This window comes from Streptomyces sp. NPDC058872 (assembly GCF_042743065.1).
Classification (GTDB): domain Bacteria; phylum Actinomycetota; class Actinomycetes; order Streptomycetales; family Streptomycetaceae; genus Streptomyces.
In genome coordinates, this window is sequence record NZ_JBHYMK010000044.1 from 31,511 (window position 1) to 48,220 (window position 16,710).

At 73.3% G+C, this 16,710-nt stretch carries 12 protein-coding genes; 3 read left to right on the forward strand and 9 right to left on the reverse strand.

The window, feature by feature from the left end; translation table 11 throughout:
• Positions 1-29: 29 nt before the first annotated feature.
• Both ACFW22_RS25110 and ACFW22_RS25115 read left to right on the forward strand, forming a co-directional pair.
• A complete protein-coding gene (locus ACFW22_RS25110) occupies positions 30-1,652 on the forward strand; it encodes an AMP-binding protein (RefSeq protein WP_386408628.1) in 1,623 nt (540 codons plus the stop codon).
• 108 nt (positions 1,653-1,760) lie between these two features.
• Positions 1,761-2,609 (forward strand): PaaX family transcriptional regulator C-terminal domain-containing protein, encoded by an 849-nt coding sequence (locus ACFW22_RS25115; protein WP_386408568.1) that lies wholly within the window; start codon positions 1,761-1,763, stop codon positions 2,607-2,609.
• Positions 2,610-2,723: 114 nt separating this feature from the next.
• On the opposite strand, the gene ACFW22_RS25120 is transcribed toward ACFW22_RS25115, so the two are convergent.
• Together ACFW22_RS25120 and ACFW22_RS25125 are read right to left on the reverse strand one after the other, a co-directional pair.
• Entirely contained in the window at positions 2,724-5,024 is a 2,301-nt protein-coding gene (locus ACFW22_RS25120; protein ID WP_386408570.1) for a bifunctional salicylyl-CoA 5-hydroxylase/oxidoreductase, read from the reverse strand.
• Positions 5,018-5,845 (reverse strand): enoyl-CoA hydratase family protein, encoded by an 828-nt coding sequence (locus ACFW22_RS25125; protein ID WP_386408572.1) that lies wholly within the window; start codon positions 5,843-5,845, stop codon positions 5,018-5,020. The genes ACFW22_RS25120 and ACFW22_RS25125 overlap by 7 nt, the downstream gene beginning before the upstream one ends.
• Before the next feature lie 254 nt (positions 5,846-6,099).
• Here ACFW22_RS25125 and ACFW22_RS25130 point away from each other — a divergent pair, with 254 nt between their 5' ends.
• A complete protein-coding gene (locus tag ACFW22_RS25130; protein ID WP_386408574.1) occupies positions 6,100-6,612 on the forward strand; it encodes an ATP-binding protein in 513 nt (170 codons plus the stop codon).
• Between the two features lie 30 nt (positions 6,613-6,642).
• Here the strand turns inward: ACFW22_RS25130 and argF are convergent, their stop codons facing one another.
• The 7 genes from argF to ACFW22_RS25165 all read right to left on the reverse strand — a co-directional run bounded on the left by argF (position 6,643) and on the right by ACFW22_RS25165 (position 16,673).
• On the reverse strand, positions 6,643-7,656 hold the full coding sequence (gene argF, locus ACFW22_RS25135; RefSeq protein ID WP_386408576.1) for an ornithine carbamoyltransferase: 1,014 nt from the start codon (positions 7,654-7,656) through the stop codon (positions 6,643-6,645).
• A gap of 180 nt (positions 7,657-7,836) precedes the next feature.
• Positions 7,837-9,069, reverse strand: a complete 1,233-nt coding sequence (locus ACFW22_RS25140) for an arginine deiminase (protein WP_386408578.1) — start codon at positions 9,067-9,069, stop codon at positions 7,837-7,839.
• Between the two features lie 32 nt (positions 9,070-9,101).
• Positions 9,102-9,305 (reverse strand): hypothetical protein, encoded by a 204-nt coding sequence (locus tag ACFW22_RS25145; protein ID WP_386408580.1) that lies wholly within the window; start codon positions 9,303-9,305, stop codon positions 9,102-9,104.
• On the reverse strand, positions 9,302-10,705 hold the full coding sequence (locus tag ACFW22_RS25150; protein WP_386408582.1) for a hypothetical protein: 1,404 nt from the start codon (positions 10,703-10,705) through the stop codon (positions 9,302-9,304). The genes ACFW22_RS25145 and ACFW22_RS25150 overlap by 4 nt, the downstream gene beginning before the upstream one ends.
• 321 nt (positions 10,706-11,026) lie before the next feature.
• Positions 11,027-11,854 carry a hypothetical protein gene (locus ACFW22_RS25155; protein WP_386408584.1) on the reverse strand — a complete coding sequence of 276 codons (828 nt, stop codon included), beginning with the start codon at positions 11,852-11,854 and terminating at the stop codon, positions 11,027-11,029.
• A 725-nt stretch (positions 11,855-12,579) separates the two neighbouring features.
• Positions 12,580-15,108, reverse strand: coding sequence for a polynucleotide kinase-phosphatase (locus tag ACFW22_RS25160; protein ID WP_386408586.1), 2,529 nt, complete (start codon positions 15,106-15,108; stop codon positions 12,580-12,582).
• Positions 15,105-16,673 carry a 3' terminal RNA ribose 2'-O-methyltransferase Hen1 gene (locus tag ACFW22_RS25165; protein ID WP_386408588.1) on the reverse strand — a complete coding sequence of 523 codons (1,569 nt, stop codon included), beginning with the start codon at positions 16,671-16,673 and terminating at the stop codon, positions 15,105-15,107. The genes ACFW22_RS25160 and ACFW22_RS25165 overlap by 4 nt, the downstream gene beginning before the upstream one ends.
• Positions 16,674-16,710: the final 37 nt, after the last annotated feature.

Consider the following 16,710-nt stretch of genomic DNA (forward strand, 5'->3'; position numbering starts at 1 on the left):
CGACCCCACCACGACAGGGGGACGGACTCATGGAGCTGACGCCCTCGGCCCACCTCGACACCTTCGCCCGCGACCGACTGCCGCCACCGGACCGGTGGCCCCACCTCGTCTTCGACCTCCCCGAGCTGACCTACCCCGACCGGCTCAACTGCGGCGCGGAACTCCTCGACGGCACGATGGAGCGGTTCGGCGCCGACCGGCCCGCCTTCCGCGACGGCGAGGGCGGCGTCTGGAGCTACGGCGAGCTCCGCGCGCACGTCGACCGCCTCGCCCACGTCCTCACCGAGGACCTCGGGGTGCAACCCGGCAACCGGGTGCTGCTGCGCGGTCCGACCACCCCCTGGCTGGCCGCCTGCTGGCTGGCCGTGATGAAGGCCGGCGGCGTCGCCGTCACCGTCCTGGCCCAGCAGCGCGCCCCGGAACTGGCCGTGATGGCGGACGCGGCCCGTTGCACCCACGCGCTCTGCGACGCCCAGGTCCTGGACGAACTCCTCGCGGCCCGGATCCCCGGGCTCCGCATCACCCCCTTCGGCGGGGACGGACCGGACGACCTGTTGGCCCTCGCCACCCGCCACCCCGACCGGTACGAGGCGGTGGCGACCGCCGCCGACGACGTGGCCCTCATCGCCTTCACCTCCGGCACGACCGGACGACCGAAGGGCTGCGTCCACTTCCACCGGGACGTGCTGGCCGTCGCCGACACCTTCTCCGCGCACGTGCTGCGCCCGCGGCCCGACGACGTCTTCGCCGGCTCCCCGCCGCTCGCCTTCACCTTCGGACTCGGCGGACTCGTCCTCTTCCCCCTGCGGGCCGGGGCCAGCGCGGTCCTGCTCGAACAGGCCGGACCCAAGCAACTGCTCGCGGCGATCGAGCGGCACCGGGTCTCGGTGCTGTTCACCGCCCCCACGGCGTACCGGGTCATGCTCGACGAACTGGCCCAGGGCACCGCCCCCGAGGTGTCCTCGCTGCGCCGCTGCGTCTCCGCCGGCGAGAACCTCCCGGAGGCGACCTGGCGGGCCTGGTACGCGCGCACCGGCCTGCGGCTCATCAACGGCATCGGAGCGACCGAACTGCTCCACATCTTCATCTCGGCCGCCGACGGCGACATCCGCCCCGGCACCACCGGTCGGCCGGTGCCCGGCTGGCAGGCCAAGGTCGTGGACCGCTCCGGGCGGGCGGTCCCGGACGGCGAGGAGGGGCTGCTCGCCGTGCGCGGCCCGGTGGGGTGCCGTTACCTGGCCGACCCCCGCCAGGAGGAGTACGTGCGGGACGGCTGGAACGTCACGGGCGACACTTACGTCCGCGAGCCCGACGGCTGGTTCCGCTACGTCTCGCGCGCCGACGACATGATCATCTCCGCCGGGTACAACATCGCCGGTCCCCAGGTCGAAGAAGCGCTCCTCGACCACCCCGACGTGGTGGAGACGGCGGTGGTGGGCCGCCCGGACGAGCTGCGCGGTCAGGTCGTCGTGGCGTACGCGGTGGTGCGGGACGGGGTGCCGCGCGACGCGGGCACCGCCGCCGCGCTCCGGGCCTTCGTCCGCGCCCGCCTCGCCCCGTACAAATCGCCCCGGGAGATCGTCTTCCTGGACGCGCTGCCGCGCACGGCGACCGGCAAGCTCCAGCGCTTCCGGCTGCGGGACACGGTGTGACCCCGGCCGCCGGAGGGGCCCGGGAGGGCCCGGCACGGTGCGGCCCCCGGGAACGACGGGCCCCGTGCGGCCCGACACGACGTGCGCGGCACCCCCTAGAGTGATCACGTGGTCGAGCAGCACACCCCCCGTTCCCTGATCGTCTCCTTCTACGGCGCGTACGGTCGTGGACCCGACGATTCCCCGGTACCGGTCTCCGCGCTCATCCGGCTGCTCGCCGTCCTCGGCGTGGACGCACCCTCGGTGCGGTCCTCGGTGTCGCGCCTCAAGCGCCGCGGGCTGCTGCTGCCGGGCCGGACGGAGGGCGGTGCCGCCGGATACGCCCTCTCGGAGGACGCCCGGCGGCTCCTCGACGACGGCGACCGCAGGATCTACGCCCGCAGCGAGCCGAAGCTCTCCGAGGGCTGGGTCCTCGCCGTCTTCTCGGTGCCCGAGGCCGAGCGGCACAAGCGGCACCTGTTGCGCTCCCGGTTGGCCCGGTTGGGCTTCGGCACCGCGGCACCGGGCGTCTGGATCGCGCCGGCCAGGCTGTACGAGGAGACCAGGAACGCCCTGGAGCGCTTGGAGCTCTCGCCGTACGTGGACCTCTTCCGGGGCGATCACCTCGGGTACGCGGCGACGGCCGAAGCGGTGGCCCGCTGGTGGGACCTGCCGGCGATCGCCGGGCTCCACGAGGAGTTCCTGACGGTCCACGAGCTGGTCCTGCGGAGCTGGCGGTCAGCGCCGCAGGGCGCCGAGGAGGCCTACCGGGACTACCTCCTCGCCCTGGACTCCTGGCGGCGGCTCCCCTACGCGGACCCGGTGCTCCCGGCGGAACTCCTGCCGGACGACTGGCCGGGACGCCGTTCGGCGGAGGTCTTCGCCTCCCTGCACGGACTGCTGTGGGAGCGGGGGGCGGCACATGTGCGTCCGATGCTGTCCGCTGACGGGGCCGGGGGCCCGCCCGGCGCTTCCTGAAGGCCCCGGGGTGCCCCCTCCGGTTGCGGTCGGGAGGGGAAGGGCCTCAGGTCGCGCGGGCCGTCGATCCGCCGCGGCCCCCGGGGCACCGGCCGGGTCCCGGGGGTCCGGTCCTCACTCGCGGCGGCCGGTCGGGGGACGGCGGCTGCCCGCGCGGTACGGGGCCGGCCAGGGGGCGGCCGGGCCCCGGTAGGACTGTTCGGCAGCCGCGTGCAGGGTCCAGTGCGGATCGTAGAGGTGCGGGCGGGCGAGGGCGCACAGGTCCGCGCGTCCCGCCAGCAGCAGGGAGTTGACGTCGTCCCAGGAGGAGATCGCGCCGACCGCGATCACGGGCACCCCCACCTCGTTGCGGATGCGGTCCGCGTAGGGCGTTTGGTAGGAGCGCCCGTAGGCGGGCTCCTCTTCGGGGACGACCTGGCCGGTGGAGACGTCGATCGCGTCGGCCCCGTGGGAAGCGAAGGCGGCGGCGATCTCGACGGCGTCCTCGACGGTCGTGCCGCCCGGCGCCCAGTCGGTGGCGGAGATGCGGACGGTCACGGGGCGGTCGTCCGGCCATGCCCCGCGCACCGCGTCGAAGACTTCCAGGGGGTAGCGCAGCCGGGCCGCGAGGTCTCCCCCGTAGCCGTCGGTGCGGTGGTTGGTGAGCGGGGAGAGGAAGCCGGAGAGGAGGTAGCCGTGGGCGCAGTGGAGTTCGAGGAGGTCGAAGCCGCAGCGGGCGGCGCGTCGGGCCGCGGCGGTGAACTCCTGGCGCACGGCGGCGAGTCCGGCGCGATCGAGGGCGTGCGGAACCTGGTTGACGCCGGTCCGGTACGGCAGCGGGGAGGCGGCGACGAGCGGCCAGTTGGCTTCCGGAAGGGGTTGGTCGATGCCCTCCCACATGCGGCGGGTGGAGCCCTTGCGGCCGGAGTGGCCCAGTTGGACGCCGAGCGCGGTGCCGGGCGAGGAGCCGTGGACGAAGTCGACGATCCGGGTCCAGGCGGCTGCCTGTTCGTCGCTCCACAGACCGGTGCAGCCGGGGGTGATGCGTCCTCCGGGGCTCACGCAGACCATCTCGGTCATGACGAGCCCGGCGCCGCCGAGGGCCCGGGAACCGAGGTGGACGAGGTGGAAGTCGCCGGGGACGCCGTCCTCGGCGACGTACAGGTCCATGGGGGAGACGACGACCCTGTTGCGGAGGGTCAGCCCGCGCAGCCGGAAGGGCGTGAACATGGGCGGGGTGTCGGGCGGGCAGCCGAAGTCCGCCTCGACGGCGGCGGTGAAGGCCGGGTCGCGCAGCCGGAGGTTGGCGTGGGTGACCCGGCGGCTGCGGGTGAGGAGGTCGAAGGCGAACCGGCGGGGCGGTCGGTCGACGTGTCCGGCGAGCTCCTCGAACCAGTGGAGGCTGGCGCGGGCCGCGCGCTGGGTGGACTCGACGACGGGCCGGCGTTCCGCCTCGTAGGCGGCCAGGGCCTCGTCGAGGTCCCGGTGCGCGCCGATCGCGGCGGCCAGGGCCACGGCGTCCTCGACGGCCAACTTGGTGCCGGAGCCGATGGAGAAGTGCGCGGTGTGCGCGGCGTCGCCGATGAGGACCGTGTTGCCGTACGACCAGCGCTCGTTGGAGACCGTGCGGAAGGCGGTCCAGGCGGAGTTGTTCGAGCGGAGCTCCCGACCGCCGAGCGCCTCGGCGAAGACCTTGGCGCAACGGGCGGTGGACTCGGCCTCGTCGAGCTCGTGGAAGCCGGCGGCCCGCCAGACCTCCTCGCGCATCTCGACGATGACGGTGGAGGAGGACGCGGAGAAGGGGTAGGCGTGGAGCTGCATCACGCCGTGCTCGGTCTCGGCGATCTCGAAGCGGAAGGAGTCGAAGGGGAAGTCGGCGGCGAGCCAGATGTAGCGGCAGCGGTGGGTGCTGATCCGCGGGCGGAAGTGCGCGGCACGGGCGTCCCGGGTGCGGCTGTGGACGCCGTCGGCCGCGATGACCAGGTCGTGGTCGGCGGCGAGGACCTCGGCGGGCGGGGCCTCGGTGCGGAAGTGGAGCCGGGCGCCGAGGTCGGCGCAGCGGGCGTGCAGGATTTCCAGGAGCCGGCGGCGGCCGAGGGCGGCGAAGCCGTGGCCGGTGGAGGTGGTGCGGTGGCCTCGGTGGACGACGTCGATGTCGTCCCAGCGGACGAGCTCCTCGTGGAGCGCCCCGTACACGACGGGGTCGGCGTCCCGGATTCCGCCGAGGGTCTCGTCGGAGAGGACGACGCCGAAGCCGAAGGTGTCGGAGGGCGCGTTCCGTTCCCAGACGGTCACCTGGCGGGTCGGGTCCTGACGCAGCAGCAGGGCGGCGGCGTACAGGCCGCCGGGGCCTCCTCCGACGACCGCGATCCGGGCGGGGGCCGTGGCGGGGCTTCCTCCGGGACCGCGCCCGGGGTCCGGGGGCACGATCAGCACCCCCGCCACTTCGGGGGGCGCTTCTCGGTGAAGGCGGCGTGGAACTCGGCGTAGTCCTCGCCGTTCATCAGGAGCGCCTGGGTGGCCGCGTCCAGTTCCACGGAGGCGGCGAGCGGCATGTCGAGCTCGGCGGTGAGCAGGGCTTTGGTCTGGGCGAGGGCGAGGGCGGGACCGTCCGCGAGGCGCCGGGCGAGGGCCGCGGCGCGGGTGTCCGCCGCGCCCTGCTCGGTGAGCTCGCTGAGCAGGCCGATGCGCTCGGCCTCGGCCGCGTGGACGGGTTCGCCGAGCATGAGGAGACGGGTGGCGTGCCCGAGCCCGACGACCCGGGGCAGCAGGTAGGCCGCCCCCATGTCGCCGCCGGAGAGTCCGACCCGGGTGAAGAGGAAGGAGAAGCGGGTGGTGGGGTCGGCGACCCGGAAGTCGGCGGCCAGGGCGAGGACGGCGCCGGCGCCGGCGGCGACGCCGTGGAGGGCCGCGACCACCGGGAAGGGACACTCGCGCAGCGCCCGGACGACCTGACCGGTCATGCGGTTGAAGTCGAGGAGTTCGGCGGTGTCGAGGGCGAGGGTGGCACCGATGATCTCGTCGACGTCGCCTCCCGAGCAGAAGCCGCGCCCCTCGCCGCCGAGGACGAGGGCACGGACGGTGCGCTCGCGGGAGAGCTCGGCAAGGAGGTCGCGCAGGTCGGCGTAGGCGCCGAAGGTGAGGGCGTTGAGCTTCTCGGGGCGCGTGAGGGTGACGGTGGCGACGCCCTGGTCGATGTCGAGCCGCAGGTGTTGCCAGCGGGTCGTGCGGGCCGCAGAGCCGGTAAAGGGGCTCATTCGAGGGGCCTCCTTCCTCCTCCCGGAGGGTATCACTCGATCGTGACTGTCGTCATGACCGCGCAATAAAGGAGAAGGAGCGGCACCCCCTGCCGAAAGACCCGGCCATCCGTGACCTAGGTCCCTGGCAGGAGGGCGGGGATGCTCTGGAGAATCCTCTTTTCACTTTTTAGGGTTGAAGTAAGGGGACATCGGGATGAATCATCCCCTTCGCCCCGCCCCTGCCCGCCCGAGAAGACAAGGACCCCGCCGCCATGCCCGAAGCCATCGGACCCACCGGTCCGGGCTCCGTCGCGCCCGGAACCGCGCTCGCGACCACACCGGGCACCTCCTGGCGCATCCACCTCCCCCACACCACCGCCGCCGTGCCGATCGCCCGCGCCCTGATCCGCACCGCGCTGGCCGGCCTCGAACCGACGGCCCCCGATCGGCCCGATGCCGACACGGCGGAGCTGCTCACCGCCGAGCTCGTCGCCAATGCCGTCGAGCACACCGCCGGGCTCGGCCCCATCGAGCTGGTCATCGAACTGTCGGCCGCCCCCGGCGGCTGCCAGATCGAAGTCCACGACTCCCGGCCCGCCCGACCCGACGAGCTGACCTGCCCCGCTCCGGAAGAAGGGGTCAACCCCTGGCAGGAGAACGGCCGGGGCCTGTTCCTGATCCGGGCGCTCAGCAGCGACTGCGGCCACCGCCCCACCCCGCGCGGGAAGGCCGTCTGGTTCACGCTTCCGGGAGTACCGGCCCAGCGGCACCACTCGGCGTCCTGACGGACCGCGGGTCCGCCCGGTCGGCCCCGGTCACGCCCCGCGCACCCCCGCCAGGGTGGCGACGAGCACCGCCTTGATCGTGTGCATCCGGTTCTCCGCCTCGTCGAACACGACCGAGTGCTCCGACTCGAAGACCTCGTCCGACACCTCGAGCTCGGTCAGGCCGTGCCGGGCGTGGACGTCCCGCCCCACGGCCGTGCCCAGGTCGTGGAAGGCGGGCAGGCAGTGCAGGAACTTGACGTCCGGGTTCCCGGTGGCCCGCAGCACGTCCATGGTCACGGAGTACGGGGCGAGGGCGGCGATCCGCTCGTCCCAGACCTCCTTGGGCTCACCCATGGAGACCCAGACGTCGGTGACGACGAAGTCGGCACCGTCGACCCCCTCGGACACGTCCTCGGTGAGCGTGATCGTGGCGCCGCTGGCCCCGGCGAGCCCCCGGGCGGCCGTGACGACCTCCTCGGCCGGCCAGTACGCCTTCGGGGCGACGATCCGGACGTCCATGCCGAGCAGGGCACCGGTGACCAGGTAGGAGTTCCCCATGTTGAAGCGGGCGTCACCCAGGTAGGCGAAGGAGATCCCGTCGATCGGCTTGTCCACGTGCTCGGTCATGGTGAGCACGTCGGCCAGCATCTGGGTGGGGTGCCAGTCGTCGGTGAGCCCGTTGAAGACGGGTACGCCCGCATGGATGGCGAGCTCCTCGACGTTCGCCTGGCTGTCCCCCCGGTACTCGATGCCGTCGAACATCCGGCCGAGGACCCGGGCGGTGTCCTTGACCGACTCCTTGTGGCCGATCTGCGAGCCGGACGGGTCCAGATAGGTGGTGGAGGCACCCTGGTCGGCGGCCGCGACCTCGAAGGCGCAGCGGGTGCGGGTGGAGGTCTTCTCGAAGATCAGCGCGATGTTCTTCCCGCGCAACTGCTGGACCTCGGCGCCCGCCTTCTTGGCCGCCTTGAGCTCGGCGGCGAGCGCGATCAGGCCGCGGAACTCCTCGGCGGTGAAGTCCAGCTCCTTGAGGAAGTGGCGGCCGATGAGGTCAGTGGCCATGGGAAGCGCTCCATTGGGTACGGTCGGGGGCGACGGACGAACGATGGAAGTCTATACACACAACAACATTTCTATACAGCCCCTTCGTCCTCCCCGGCCGCCCGGCCCCGCTCCGGGCCCTGTGGGCGTGCCGTCGACGCCCCGTCCGGGCCCCCGGCCCCTGGCCCTGGCCCTGGCCCCTCAGGCCGCGTCCCGCTCCACCGGACAGCTCATGCAGCGCGGACCGCCCCTCCCCCGCCCCAGTTCGCTGCCGGGGATCTCGATCACCTCGATGCCCTGCTTGCGCAGATGGGTGTTGGTCGTGACGTTCCGCTCGTACGCGACGACCACTCCCGGCTCCACGGCCAGCACGTTGCACCCGTCGTCCCACTGCTCGCGCTCGGCCGCGTGCACGTCCTGCGTCGCCGTGAGCACCCGGATGTCCTGGAGCCCCAGGGCCGCTGCGATCGCACTGTGCATCTGCTCCGGCGGGTGGTCGGTGACCCGCAGGGACTGCCCCGCGTCGCCGGGCTCGATCGTGTAGGAGCGGAGCATGCCGAGCCCTGCGTACTGGGTGAACGTCTCCTGGTCGACCATCGTCATCACCGTGTCCAGGTGCATGAACGCACGTCGCTTCGGCATGTCCAGGGCCACGATCGTGCGCGCCGAACCGGCCGCGAACATCCGCCGGGCCAGCATCTCCACGGCCTGCGGCGTGGTCCTCTCGCTCATCCCGATGAGCACGGCGCCGTTGCCGATGACGAGGACGTCGCCGCCCTCGATGGTCGAGGGATAGTCCGCCTGCCCCTCCGACCAGTGGTGGAAGGAACCCGCCTCCGGACCCGTGAACAGCGGATGGTGCTTGTAGATCGCCTCGAAGTGCACCGTCTCCCGCTGCCGGGCCGGCCAGCGCATGGCATTGATGGAGACCCCGTCGTAGACCCAGGCCGAGGTGTCACGGGTGAAGAGGTGGTTCGGCAGCGGTCCGAGGACGAAGTCGTCCAGGTCGAGGGCGTGGAAGCGGACCGAGGTCGGCTCCCGGTGCACCGCCAGGAACTCCCGCTTCGTCATGCCCCCGACGAGCGCTTCGACCAAGGCGGCGGCGTCCAGCGCGTCGAAGGCGGCCCGGAGGTGGTCGGCGGCGAGCGGACCGTACTCCTTCTCGTCAAAGACCCGGTCGAGGACGAGTGCACGCGCGGGGGGCACCTCCAAGGACTCCCGCAGCAGGTCCCCGAAGAGGTGCACCTCCACCCCCCGGTCGCGCAGCACGTCGGCGAAGCCGTCGTGCTCCTGCCGGGCCCGCCGCACCCAGAGGACGTCGTCGAAGAGGAGAGCGTCCTTGTTGGTCGGCGTGAGCCGCTTCAGCTCCAGATCGGGCCGGTGCAGGATGACACGGCGCAGCCGCCCGGTCTCGGAATCGACTTGGAATCCCATGCGCCCCATCCTGACGGAGCGGGGCACCCGTGTCAGGTGGTCCACCGGGCCACGCCGACCAGGACGATCGCGGCCGTCGGAGCGCCGATGAGCAGCACGGCACGGGAAACCACGGTTCCCCTGCGACCCGGTGCGCCCGGAGCGCGGACCGGAGCCCCGAACCGCACCTCCTCGCGCGACACCGATGCGGGCGCCCGGACGCCGTCGGGGACGGAGCCGGTCACGGCCGTGCTCATTCGTCGTCCCAGTCGTCGAAGTCGACGCCGGGGCGGGCGGGTCGGGCGTTCCCGGTGCGGCGCGGGGGACGGCCCGCCCCGTCCCGCCCCTCCCGGTCGTACGGATCGTCACGGTCGTACCGGTCGTTGCGGTCGTAGCCGTTCCGGTCGTACGGGTCGGTGCCCTCGTACGGGTCGTGCTGCTCGTACCGGCCGTGGCCGCCCTCCCGGTGGCCCCGGAGCCGCCTCCGGCCTCCCTCCCCCTCTCCCTCTCCCTCCCGCTCCCGTTCGGTGCACGACTCGACCCGGGTCGGTTCGTGGACCCGGGGGTCGCGGGGGACGTCGCCGTGCCCGACGCCCCCGTCCGGGAGGGCCTGCTCGGGGCGCCCCTCGGTCAGTTCCCGCGGTCGCGGGGCGGAACCGTCCGGGGGCGCGGGACTCCGGTCGCCGGCGCCGCCGGGAGGGGCGTCGCTCCGGGACCGGAGGTACGTCAACACCTGGTACGCCTGCTCGCCGATGTCGTGCCGCTCCAGGACCCCGCTGTCCAGGAGCCGGTCGACGACGGCGAGGTAGTCCTCCCGGCCCTCGCGCCGTTCCCGCTGGAGCTGGGTGCGGATCTCCCACTGCTTGTCGGGGTGCATCGCCATGTGGTGGGCGATCTGGGCGAGGTCACCGCGGCGGAAGAGGGCTTCCATCTCCCGGGCCCGGTCGGCGATGAGGGCGCGGTCGGCGGCCCTCCTCCGTCGCTCCGCCTCGGCGACGCGTTCGTCGGCCTCCATGGTGACACCGGCCCGGTCGCGCCGGGACACCTCGGCCTTGACGGACTCGTCGAGGTCGATGAAGACGTGCACACGGGTCCACAGTCCGAGGTCCCGGCCGAAACCGAGCCGTCCGGCGGCGAGTTCCGCACGGACGACCTCGTCGGCGCGTTCCGCGTCGGTGATCCGAAACCTCCTCGACAGCCTGCGCAGTCCGTCGAGGAGTTCGTCGTGGAGCAGTTCGGCAACGTCCTCCACCTGCTCCCGGACGACGAGGCGCGGGTCGGTCACCCTCCACTGGACCTTGACGAGCGCGTCGAAGAAGACGCCGTCCCCGGCGGCGGGCAGTCGGAGCCGGAACTCGGTGACGTGGCGACCGAGCCTGACCTCGAAGACGGTGTAGGGGGAGCCGAACACCGGCTTGTTGACGTCCTCGGTGCGGTCCGGCCAGACCACCCGGTGACCACCGTTGCGGTAGAGGAGCACGGCGGCGACCCGACCGCTCCGGCGCCGGTACGGCGGCGCGTACTCGCCGACGAGGGGGCCGCGCGGACGCCCGGAGGCGGCCCGGCCGGTGGCCGTCGTGCGCCGCCGCTCCCGGCTCCGTGTCCCCCGTTCCCGCCCGTCCGGCCGCGCGTCCCCGCTCTGCTCGGGCCCGGTCATCGGTTCGCTCCTTCCGTCACGGCGTTCCCCCCGTGGCGCACCGCACTTGCGTCCGACGGGGGTGACGGCCCCGGGCCCGTTCGCCGAGCGCCTCGGGCCGGTCCCCGGTCACCGCGCCGCACCGCGGGACGGCACGGGCGGAAGCCCTCGTGCCCCGGTGCGGCCCGTCACGGCAAGGAGGCGGGCGCCTCTTCGGGGCCCGCACCTCCCCGGCGACCCGGGACGACTCCTCCCCGGCGCCCCGGGACGAACACGTGCCCGTGACGGTCCCGGAGGGGCCGGGACACCGACGGGCGGTCCGGTGGGGGGCGCCTCGACCTCTCATCCCGGCTCGCCCGCCCCCGGGCCCTCGGACGTGCCGGCCACCCCCTCGGGGACGGTGTCGCCGAGGGGGTCGACCAGTTCGCCCCCGGCACGGCGGTGGCGCTTCCCGTCCCCGGCCCGGGACGTCCGGTCGTCCTCCCGCAGCGGCCCGGTACCGGCCCGTGGCCACCCGGCCACCATGCGCTTCTCCCCGGACGCATCCGTTCCCCCTTCGGGAGCGGGCAGCGGCGGGACGGCCCTGCGCGGCACGTGGAACCACGCGGTCTCGTCGGTTTCCGCGGTCCGGATGCGGGCCGGCCGGTAGTGGCCGGGCTCGACGTACCGTCCCCCCTCGACGACCACGTTCGCGTACAGCCAGTCGGAGACGACGACGAGCAGGTCGACCTCCGGGCTCTCCGCCATGATCCGCCGGGCCGGGACGCTGTCGCACAGGTGGGCGGCGCGGTCCACCGCCCGCCCGACGAGCCCCCGTGCGTCCCGGGCGACGAGCCCTGCGTTCATGCCGATCCGCAGCCGCAGGCGTCCGGGCCGACCCGCGTTGTGGGTGCGCAGGCTCTCGTAGAGGGTGTCGATCCACCGTCCGACCATCAGGGTCGGCGACACGTCGGGGCGCAGGGCGACGAGGACGCCGTCCCCCCGCTCCTCCTGGTGGAAGGTGCCCGGTTCGACGCCCACGGAGCCGTACGCCTCGTCGAAGGCGGCGTACAGACCGGCCCGGTGCCGCTCCTCCTCGGCCGCGTCCGGGGTCGCGGAGCCGCAGGGGCGGCCGAAGACGACGAACCGGCGGATCCCGCCCGCTGGCGCGTTCTCTCCCGCACTGATCACTCTCGGACTCCCTGGGTGTGGTGCCGTGACGGTGCGTGCGTCCGGACCTGCCGCCCTGCGCGACGGCGACGGGGTCCTCTGCCCACCCGGCGGGGACCTGTCCGCCGGGTGCCCGCCGGGTGTCCGCCGGGGCGGCCGGTCCCCCGTGCGGACGGTCGCGGGGCCCGTCCGGCAACGGCAGCGGGGACGGGAACGGGGACGGGGACGGGGGAACGACGGAACGGGCCGGCGGCCACCGCCTCGGCCGTACGGGTGGGGCTGCGCGGGCCCCGATCGACCGGGAGGCGAGCACGGGGCAAGGAGCGGTCCCGTCCGAAGAGAGTCACCGACACCCACCCCCGCATCGTCCGCGAGCCCTCCGGGAGGAACCGCCCGCCGGTGGTCAGCCGGTGCACACCCTTTCCCTCCCACATGCCTTGCCCCGCAACACTGTTGATGCTGCGTCACATTGCGGGGTGAAGAACGCTAGAGGGTCCTGGAGAAATGCGTCAACGAGCACGGGGGGCGCAGGGGAGCGCCGACTTCCGGCCCCCTGCGCCCCGGGCGGGGAAACCCGACGGATTCCTCCGTGCCCCCGCAGGCGTCCACCGGCCCCCGCGGTGCACACCACCACCGGTCGGCGACACCGCGCACGGGGGCGCCGGGGCCGTCGAACCCGCAGGTCCGGAGCACGGCACCCGGCGCCCCCGCCCCGGGGCCCGCGCGGGCCCCGGCCGCCGGCGCCTTCAGAGCCTCGGGTCGACCGGCTCGGACTCCAGGGCGAGAACCGCGAAGACGGCCTCGTGAACCCGCCAGAGCGGTTCGTCGGCAGCGAGCCGTTCGAGGGCTTCCAGCCCCAGGGCGTACTCGCGCAGCGCGAGCGACCGCTTGTGGCCGAGGAAGCGCTGGCGCAGGCGCTGCAGGTTCTCCGGGCGGGTGTACTCGGGGCCGTAGATGATCCGCAGGTACTCCCGGCCCCGCACCTTCACGCCCGGCTGTCCGAGCCTGCCCCCGGCATCGCGGACGAGCGCTGCCAGCGGCTTGACGACCATGCCCTCGCCGCCGGCCTCCGTCATCTCCAACCACCAGTCGACCCCCGCACGGACCGACGCCCCGTCTCCGGTGTCGACGAGGAGCCGACGGGTGACCTGCAACAGTCCGGTCGGATCGTGCTCGACGAGCCGGTCGATGCGGGCCAACTGTTCGTCGTGGGGGAGGGCCGCCAGCGATCGCCCGCGGGCCGCGAGCAGCTGGAAGGGGGCGAACCGCACGCCCTCCAACCCCTCGGTCGGCCAGCAGTACCTGCGGTACGCGCGGGTGAAGGCCGCCGCGTCCGTCACCCGCTCCCGCTGCCGGGCGAGCAGCCCTTCGAGCCCGTCGACGCCGCGGGCCGACACCCGCTCCAGGACGTCGACCGCTCCCGGAAGAACCGCGCCGGAGGCCGCACCGACCGCCGCGTACTGGCTGCGCAGCAGCCCCGCCGACTTGAGCGACCACGGCATCAGCTCGCCGTCCAACAGCAGCCAGTCCGTGTCGAGCTCGCTCCAGGTTCCGGCCGCACCGATCGCCGTCCTGAGCCGGTCGAGGACCTCCTCGGTGACGTTCCGGTCGTCGAAGAAGGGGCGTCCGGTACGGGTGTACAGGGCGCCCGTCGCCCCGGAGGCTCCGAACCGCTCGCGGGCCACTGCGGCGTCCCGGCAGACCAGCGCCACGGCCCGGGACCCCATGTGCTTCTCCTCGCACACGACCCTCTCGACGCCGTCCGCCCGGTACTGGGCGAAGGCTTCGGCCGGGTGCTCCAGATAGCCCTCCTCCCGGGAGGTGGCGGTCGGCGCCATCGTCGGCGGGAGGTAGGTGAGCAGCGTCGGGTCGATCGCGAACCGGCTCATCACCTCCAGGGCCGCCGCGGCGTTCTCCTCGCGCACCGCGACGTTCCCGTGGTGGCGGGTCTCCACGGTCCGTCGCCCGTGCACGTCGGCCAGGTCCAGGGGACGCCCCTGGTGTCCACCGGGCGCTTCGGTGACGAGCGGGCGGGCCGGCTCGTACCAGACGCGCTCGGCCGGCACGTCGACGAGTTCGCGCTCGGGCCAGCGCAGCGCGGTCATCTTCCCGCCGAACACGGCGCCGGTGTCGAGGCAGAGGGTGTTGTTGATCCAGGAGGTGTTCGGCACCGGGGTGTGTCCGTACACGACGGTGGCCCGCCCCCGGTACTCCTCCGCCCAGGGGTAGCGCACCGGCAGGCCGAACTCGTCGGTCTCGCCCGTGGTGTCCCCGTACAGCGCGTGCGAACGGACCCGTCCGGAGGTGCGGCCGTGGTACTTCTCCGGCAGCCCGGCGTGGCAGACGACCAGCTTCCCGCCGTCGAGGACGTAGTGGCTGACGAGCCCGTCGATGAACTCCGCCACCTGGGAACGGAACTCCTCCGGCTCGCGCCCCAACTGCGCGATCGTCTCGGCCAGCCCGTGCGTCTCCTGGACCTTCCGGCCCTTGAGCCACCGGCCGAGCTTGTTCTCGTGGTTGCCGGGGACGCACAGCGCGTCGCCCGAGGCGACCATCCCCATGACCCTGCGCAGGACGCCCGGCGAATCGGGCCCCCGGTCGACGAGGTCACCGACGAAGACGGCCGTTCGCCCCTCGGGGTGGTGGCCGTCCTCGTAACCGAGCTTGGCCAGCAGGGCCTCCAGCTCGGAGCGGCAGCCGTGGACGTCGCCGATGACGTCGAAGGGGCCGGTGAGGTGCCGCAGGTCGTTGAAGCGGCGCTCCAGGACGACCTCGGCGGCCTCGACCTCCGCCACCGAACGCAGCACGTGGACCTTGCGGAAGCCCTCGCGTTCCAGGCCCCGCAGCGAACGGCGCAGCTCCCGGCGGTGGCGCTGGATGACGTGCGCGGGCATGTCCGCCCGGTCGGGCCGGGCGGCGTTGCGGGTGCGGCACACCTCCTCGGGCAGGTCGAGGACGATCGCGATCGGCAGCACGTCGTGGTCCCTGGCCAGCCGGACGAGCTGACGCCGTGCCTCCGGCTGCACGTTGGTGGCGTCGACGACGGTCAGCCGCCCCGCCGCCAGGCGCTTGGCCGCGATGTAGTGCAGCACGTCGAAGGCGTCCTTGCTCGCCGACTGGTCGTTCTCGTCGTCGGCGACGAGCCCGCGGCAGAAGTCGGAGGAGACGATCTCGGTCGGCTTGAAGTGGCGCCGGGCGAAGGTGGACTTGCCGGAACCGGTGGCGCCGACGAGCACCACGAGGGACAGGTCGGTCACGGGCAGGGTGCGGGTCATGCCACGACCTCCTTCGCGGTCCCGTTCTCCACGGTCCCGTTCTCCACGGTCTCGTCCTCCACGCTCTCGCTCTCGCTCTCGCTCTCCACGGTCTCGTTCTCCGTCGTCCCGTCCTCGGCGCTCGCGCCGCTGCGGCTGAAGACGGCCATCTGGGTCGGCGGCCCGGCCTCCGGATCGTCCGGGCCCACGGACCGGAAACCGACCTCGTACCCGTACTGCTCGGCAACGCCCGTCGCCCAGCCCGAGAACTCCTTGCGGGTCCACTCGAAGCGGTGGTCCCCGTGCCGGACGCTCCCGGCCGGAAGCGACTCCCACCGCACGTTGTACTCGACGTTCGGCGTGGTCACGATGACCGTACGGGGCCGGGCCGAGCCGAAGACCGCGTGCTCCAGGGCCGGCAACCTCGGCAGGTCCAGGTGCTCGATCACCTCGCTGAGCACGGCCGCGTCATAACCGCCCAGCCTCTTGTCGGTATAGGTCAAGGAGCCCTGCACCAACGTCACCCGGGCAGCCTGCCGCTCTCCCATCCGGTCCAGGCGCAGTCGCCGCGCGGCCACGCCCAGGGCCCGCACGGACACGTCGACGCCCACGATCTCGGCGAAGCGCGGATCCTTGAGCAGGGCCTGCACCAACTGCCCCTGGCCACAACCGAGATCGAGCACACGACTGGCCCCGGCAGCGGCGAGTGCAGCCAGGATCGCCGCCCTCCGCTGCTCGGCGAGCGGCACCGGACGCTCCTCCGTGTCGCTCGCCTCGTCGACGGCGTTGTCGACGTCCTCGACGTCCAGCCCCTCCGCCTCGGCGAGCCGCACCAGTTCGAGCCGCTCCGTCGCCTCACGGGTCAGGCCCCAGCGCCGCGAGAGGTAGCGCGCGGTGATCAACTTCTGCTCGGGGTGCCGGGCCAACCAGCCGTCACCGGCGCGCAGCAACTTGTCGACCTCATCGGGGGCGACCCAGTAGTGCTTGGCGTCGTCAAGGACCGGCAGGAGGACGTACAGGTGGTTGAGGGCGTCCGCGAGCCGCAGCTCGCCCTCCAGGACCAGCCGTACGTACCGCGAGTCACCCCACTCGGGGAACTCCTCGTCCAGGGGCACCGGCTCGGCGTCCACCGTGTCCCAGCCCAGCGGACCGAACAGCGCCCGCACCAGTGCGGGACCGCCGCGGGCGGGCAGCGCAGGCACCTCGATCCGCAGCGGGAGCGGCGCAGCAGCCCGCTCGGGCAGCGCCTTGCACTCGCCGTGCAGCGCCGTCTTGAACACCCGGGCGAGTGCGACCGCGAGCAGCGAGGAGGCGGCGTAGGGGCGGTCGTTCACGTACTGTGCGAGCGCAGCGTCCGGAGCACCGCCCCTCCCCTTGCCCTTGCCGCGGCGCACCAACGCCACGGGGTCCACTTCCAGGAGGAGCGCCGCCGTGCACCGCTCGGTGCTCGCCTCCGGGTACAGGACGTGGGCGGTGCCGTGGGAGGTGGAGAATGCCTGCGCCCGGTCGGGATGCTTGTGCAGCAGGAAGCCGAGATCGGTCGCAGGTCGCTCAGGGGTGCCGGTGGCACTGATCGTGAGGAACACGCTGTCGAGTATCGTGCGCCCTCCTCGGCCCGGCCAG

What these genes read in the sequence shown, in the direction of transcription:
- ACFW22_RS25150 (WP_386408582.1), bottom strand. Translation starts at nt 10,705, where the DNA reads ATGACCGGGCCCGAGCAGAGCGGGGACGCGCGGCCGGACGGGCGGGAA.
- ACFW22_RS25140 (WP_386408578.1), bottom strand. Translation starts at nt 9,069, where the DNA reads ATGGGATTCCAAGTCGATTCCGAGACCGGGCGGCTGCGCCGTGTCATC.
- ACFW22_RS25160 (WP_386408586.1), bottom strand. Translation starts at nt 15,108, where the DNA reads ATGACCCGCACCCTGCCCGTGACCGACCTGTCCCTCGTGGTGCTCGTC.
- argF (WP_386408576.1), bottom strand. Translation starts at nt 7,656, where the DNA reads ATGGCCACTGACCTCATCGGCCGCCACTTCCTCAAGGAGCTGGACTTC.
- ACFW22_RS25125 (WP_386408572.1), bottom strand. Translation starts at nt 5,845, where the DNA reads ATGAGCCCCTTTACCGGCTCTGCGGCCCGCACGACCCGCTGGCAACAC.
- ACFW22_RS25145 (WP_386408580.1), bottom strand. Translation starts at nt 9,305, where the DNA reads ATGAGCACGGCCGTGACCGGCTCCGTCCCCGACGGCGTCCGGGCGCCC.
- ACFW22_RS25110 (WP_386408628.1), top strand. Translation starts at nt 30, where the DNA reads ATGGAGCTGACGCCCTCGGCCCACCTCGACACCTTCGCCCGCGACCGA.
- ACFW22_RS25130 (WP_386408574.1), top strand. Translation starts at nt 6,100, where the DNA reads ATGCCCGAAGCCATCGGACCCACCGGTCCGGGCTCCGTCGCGCCCGGA.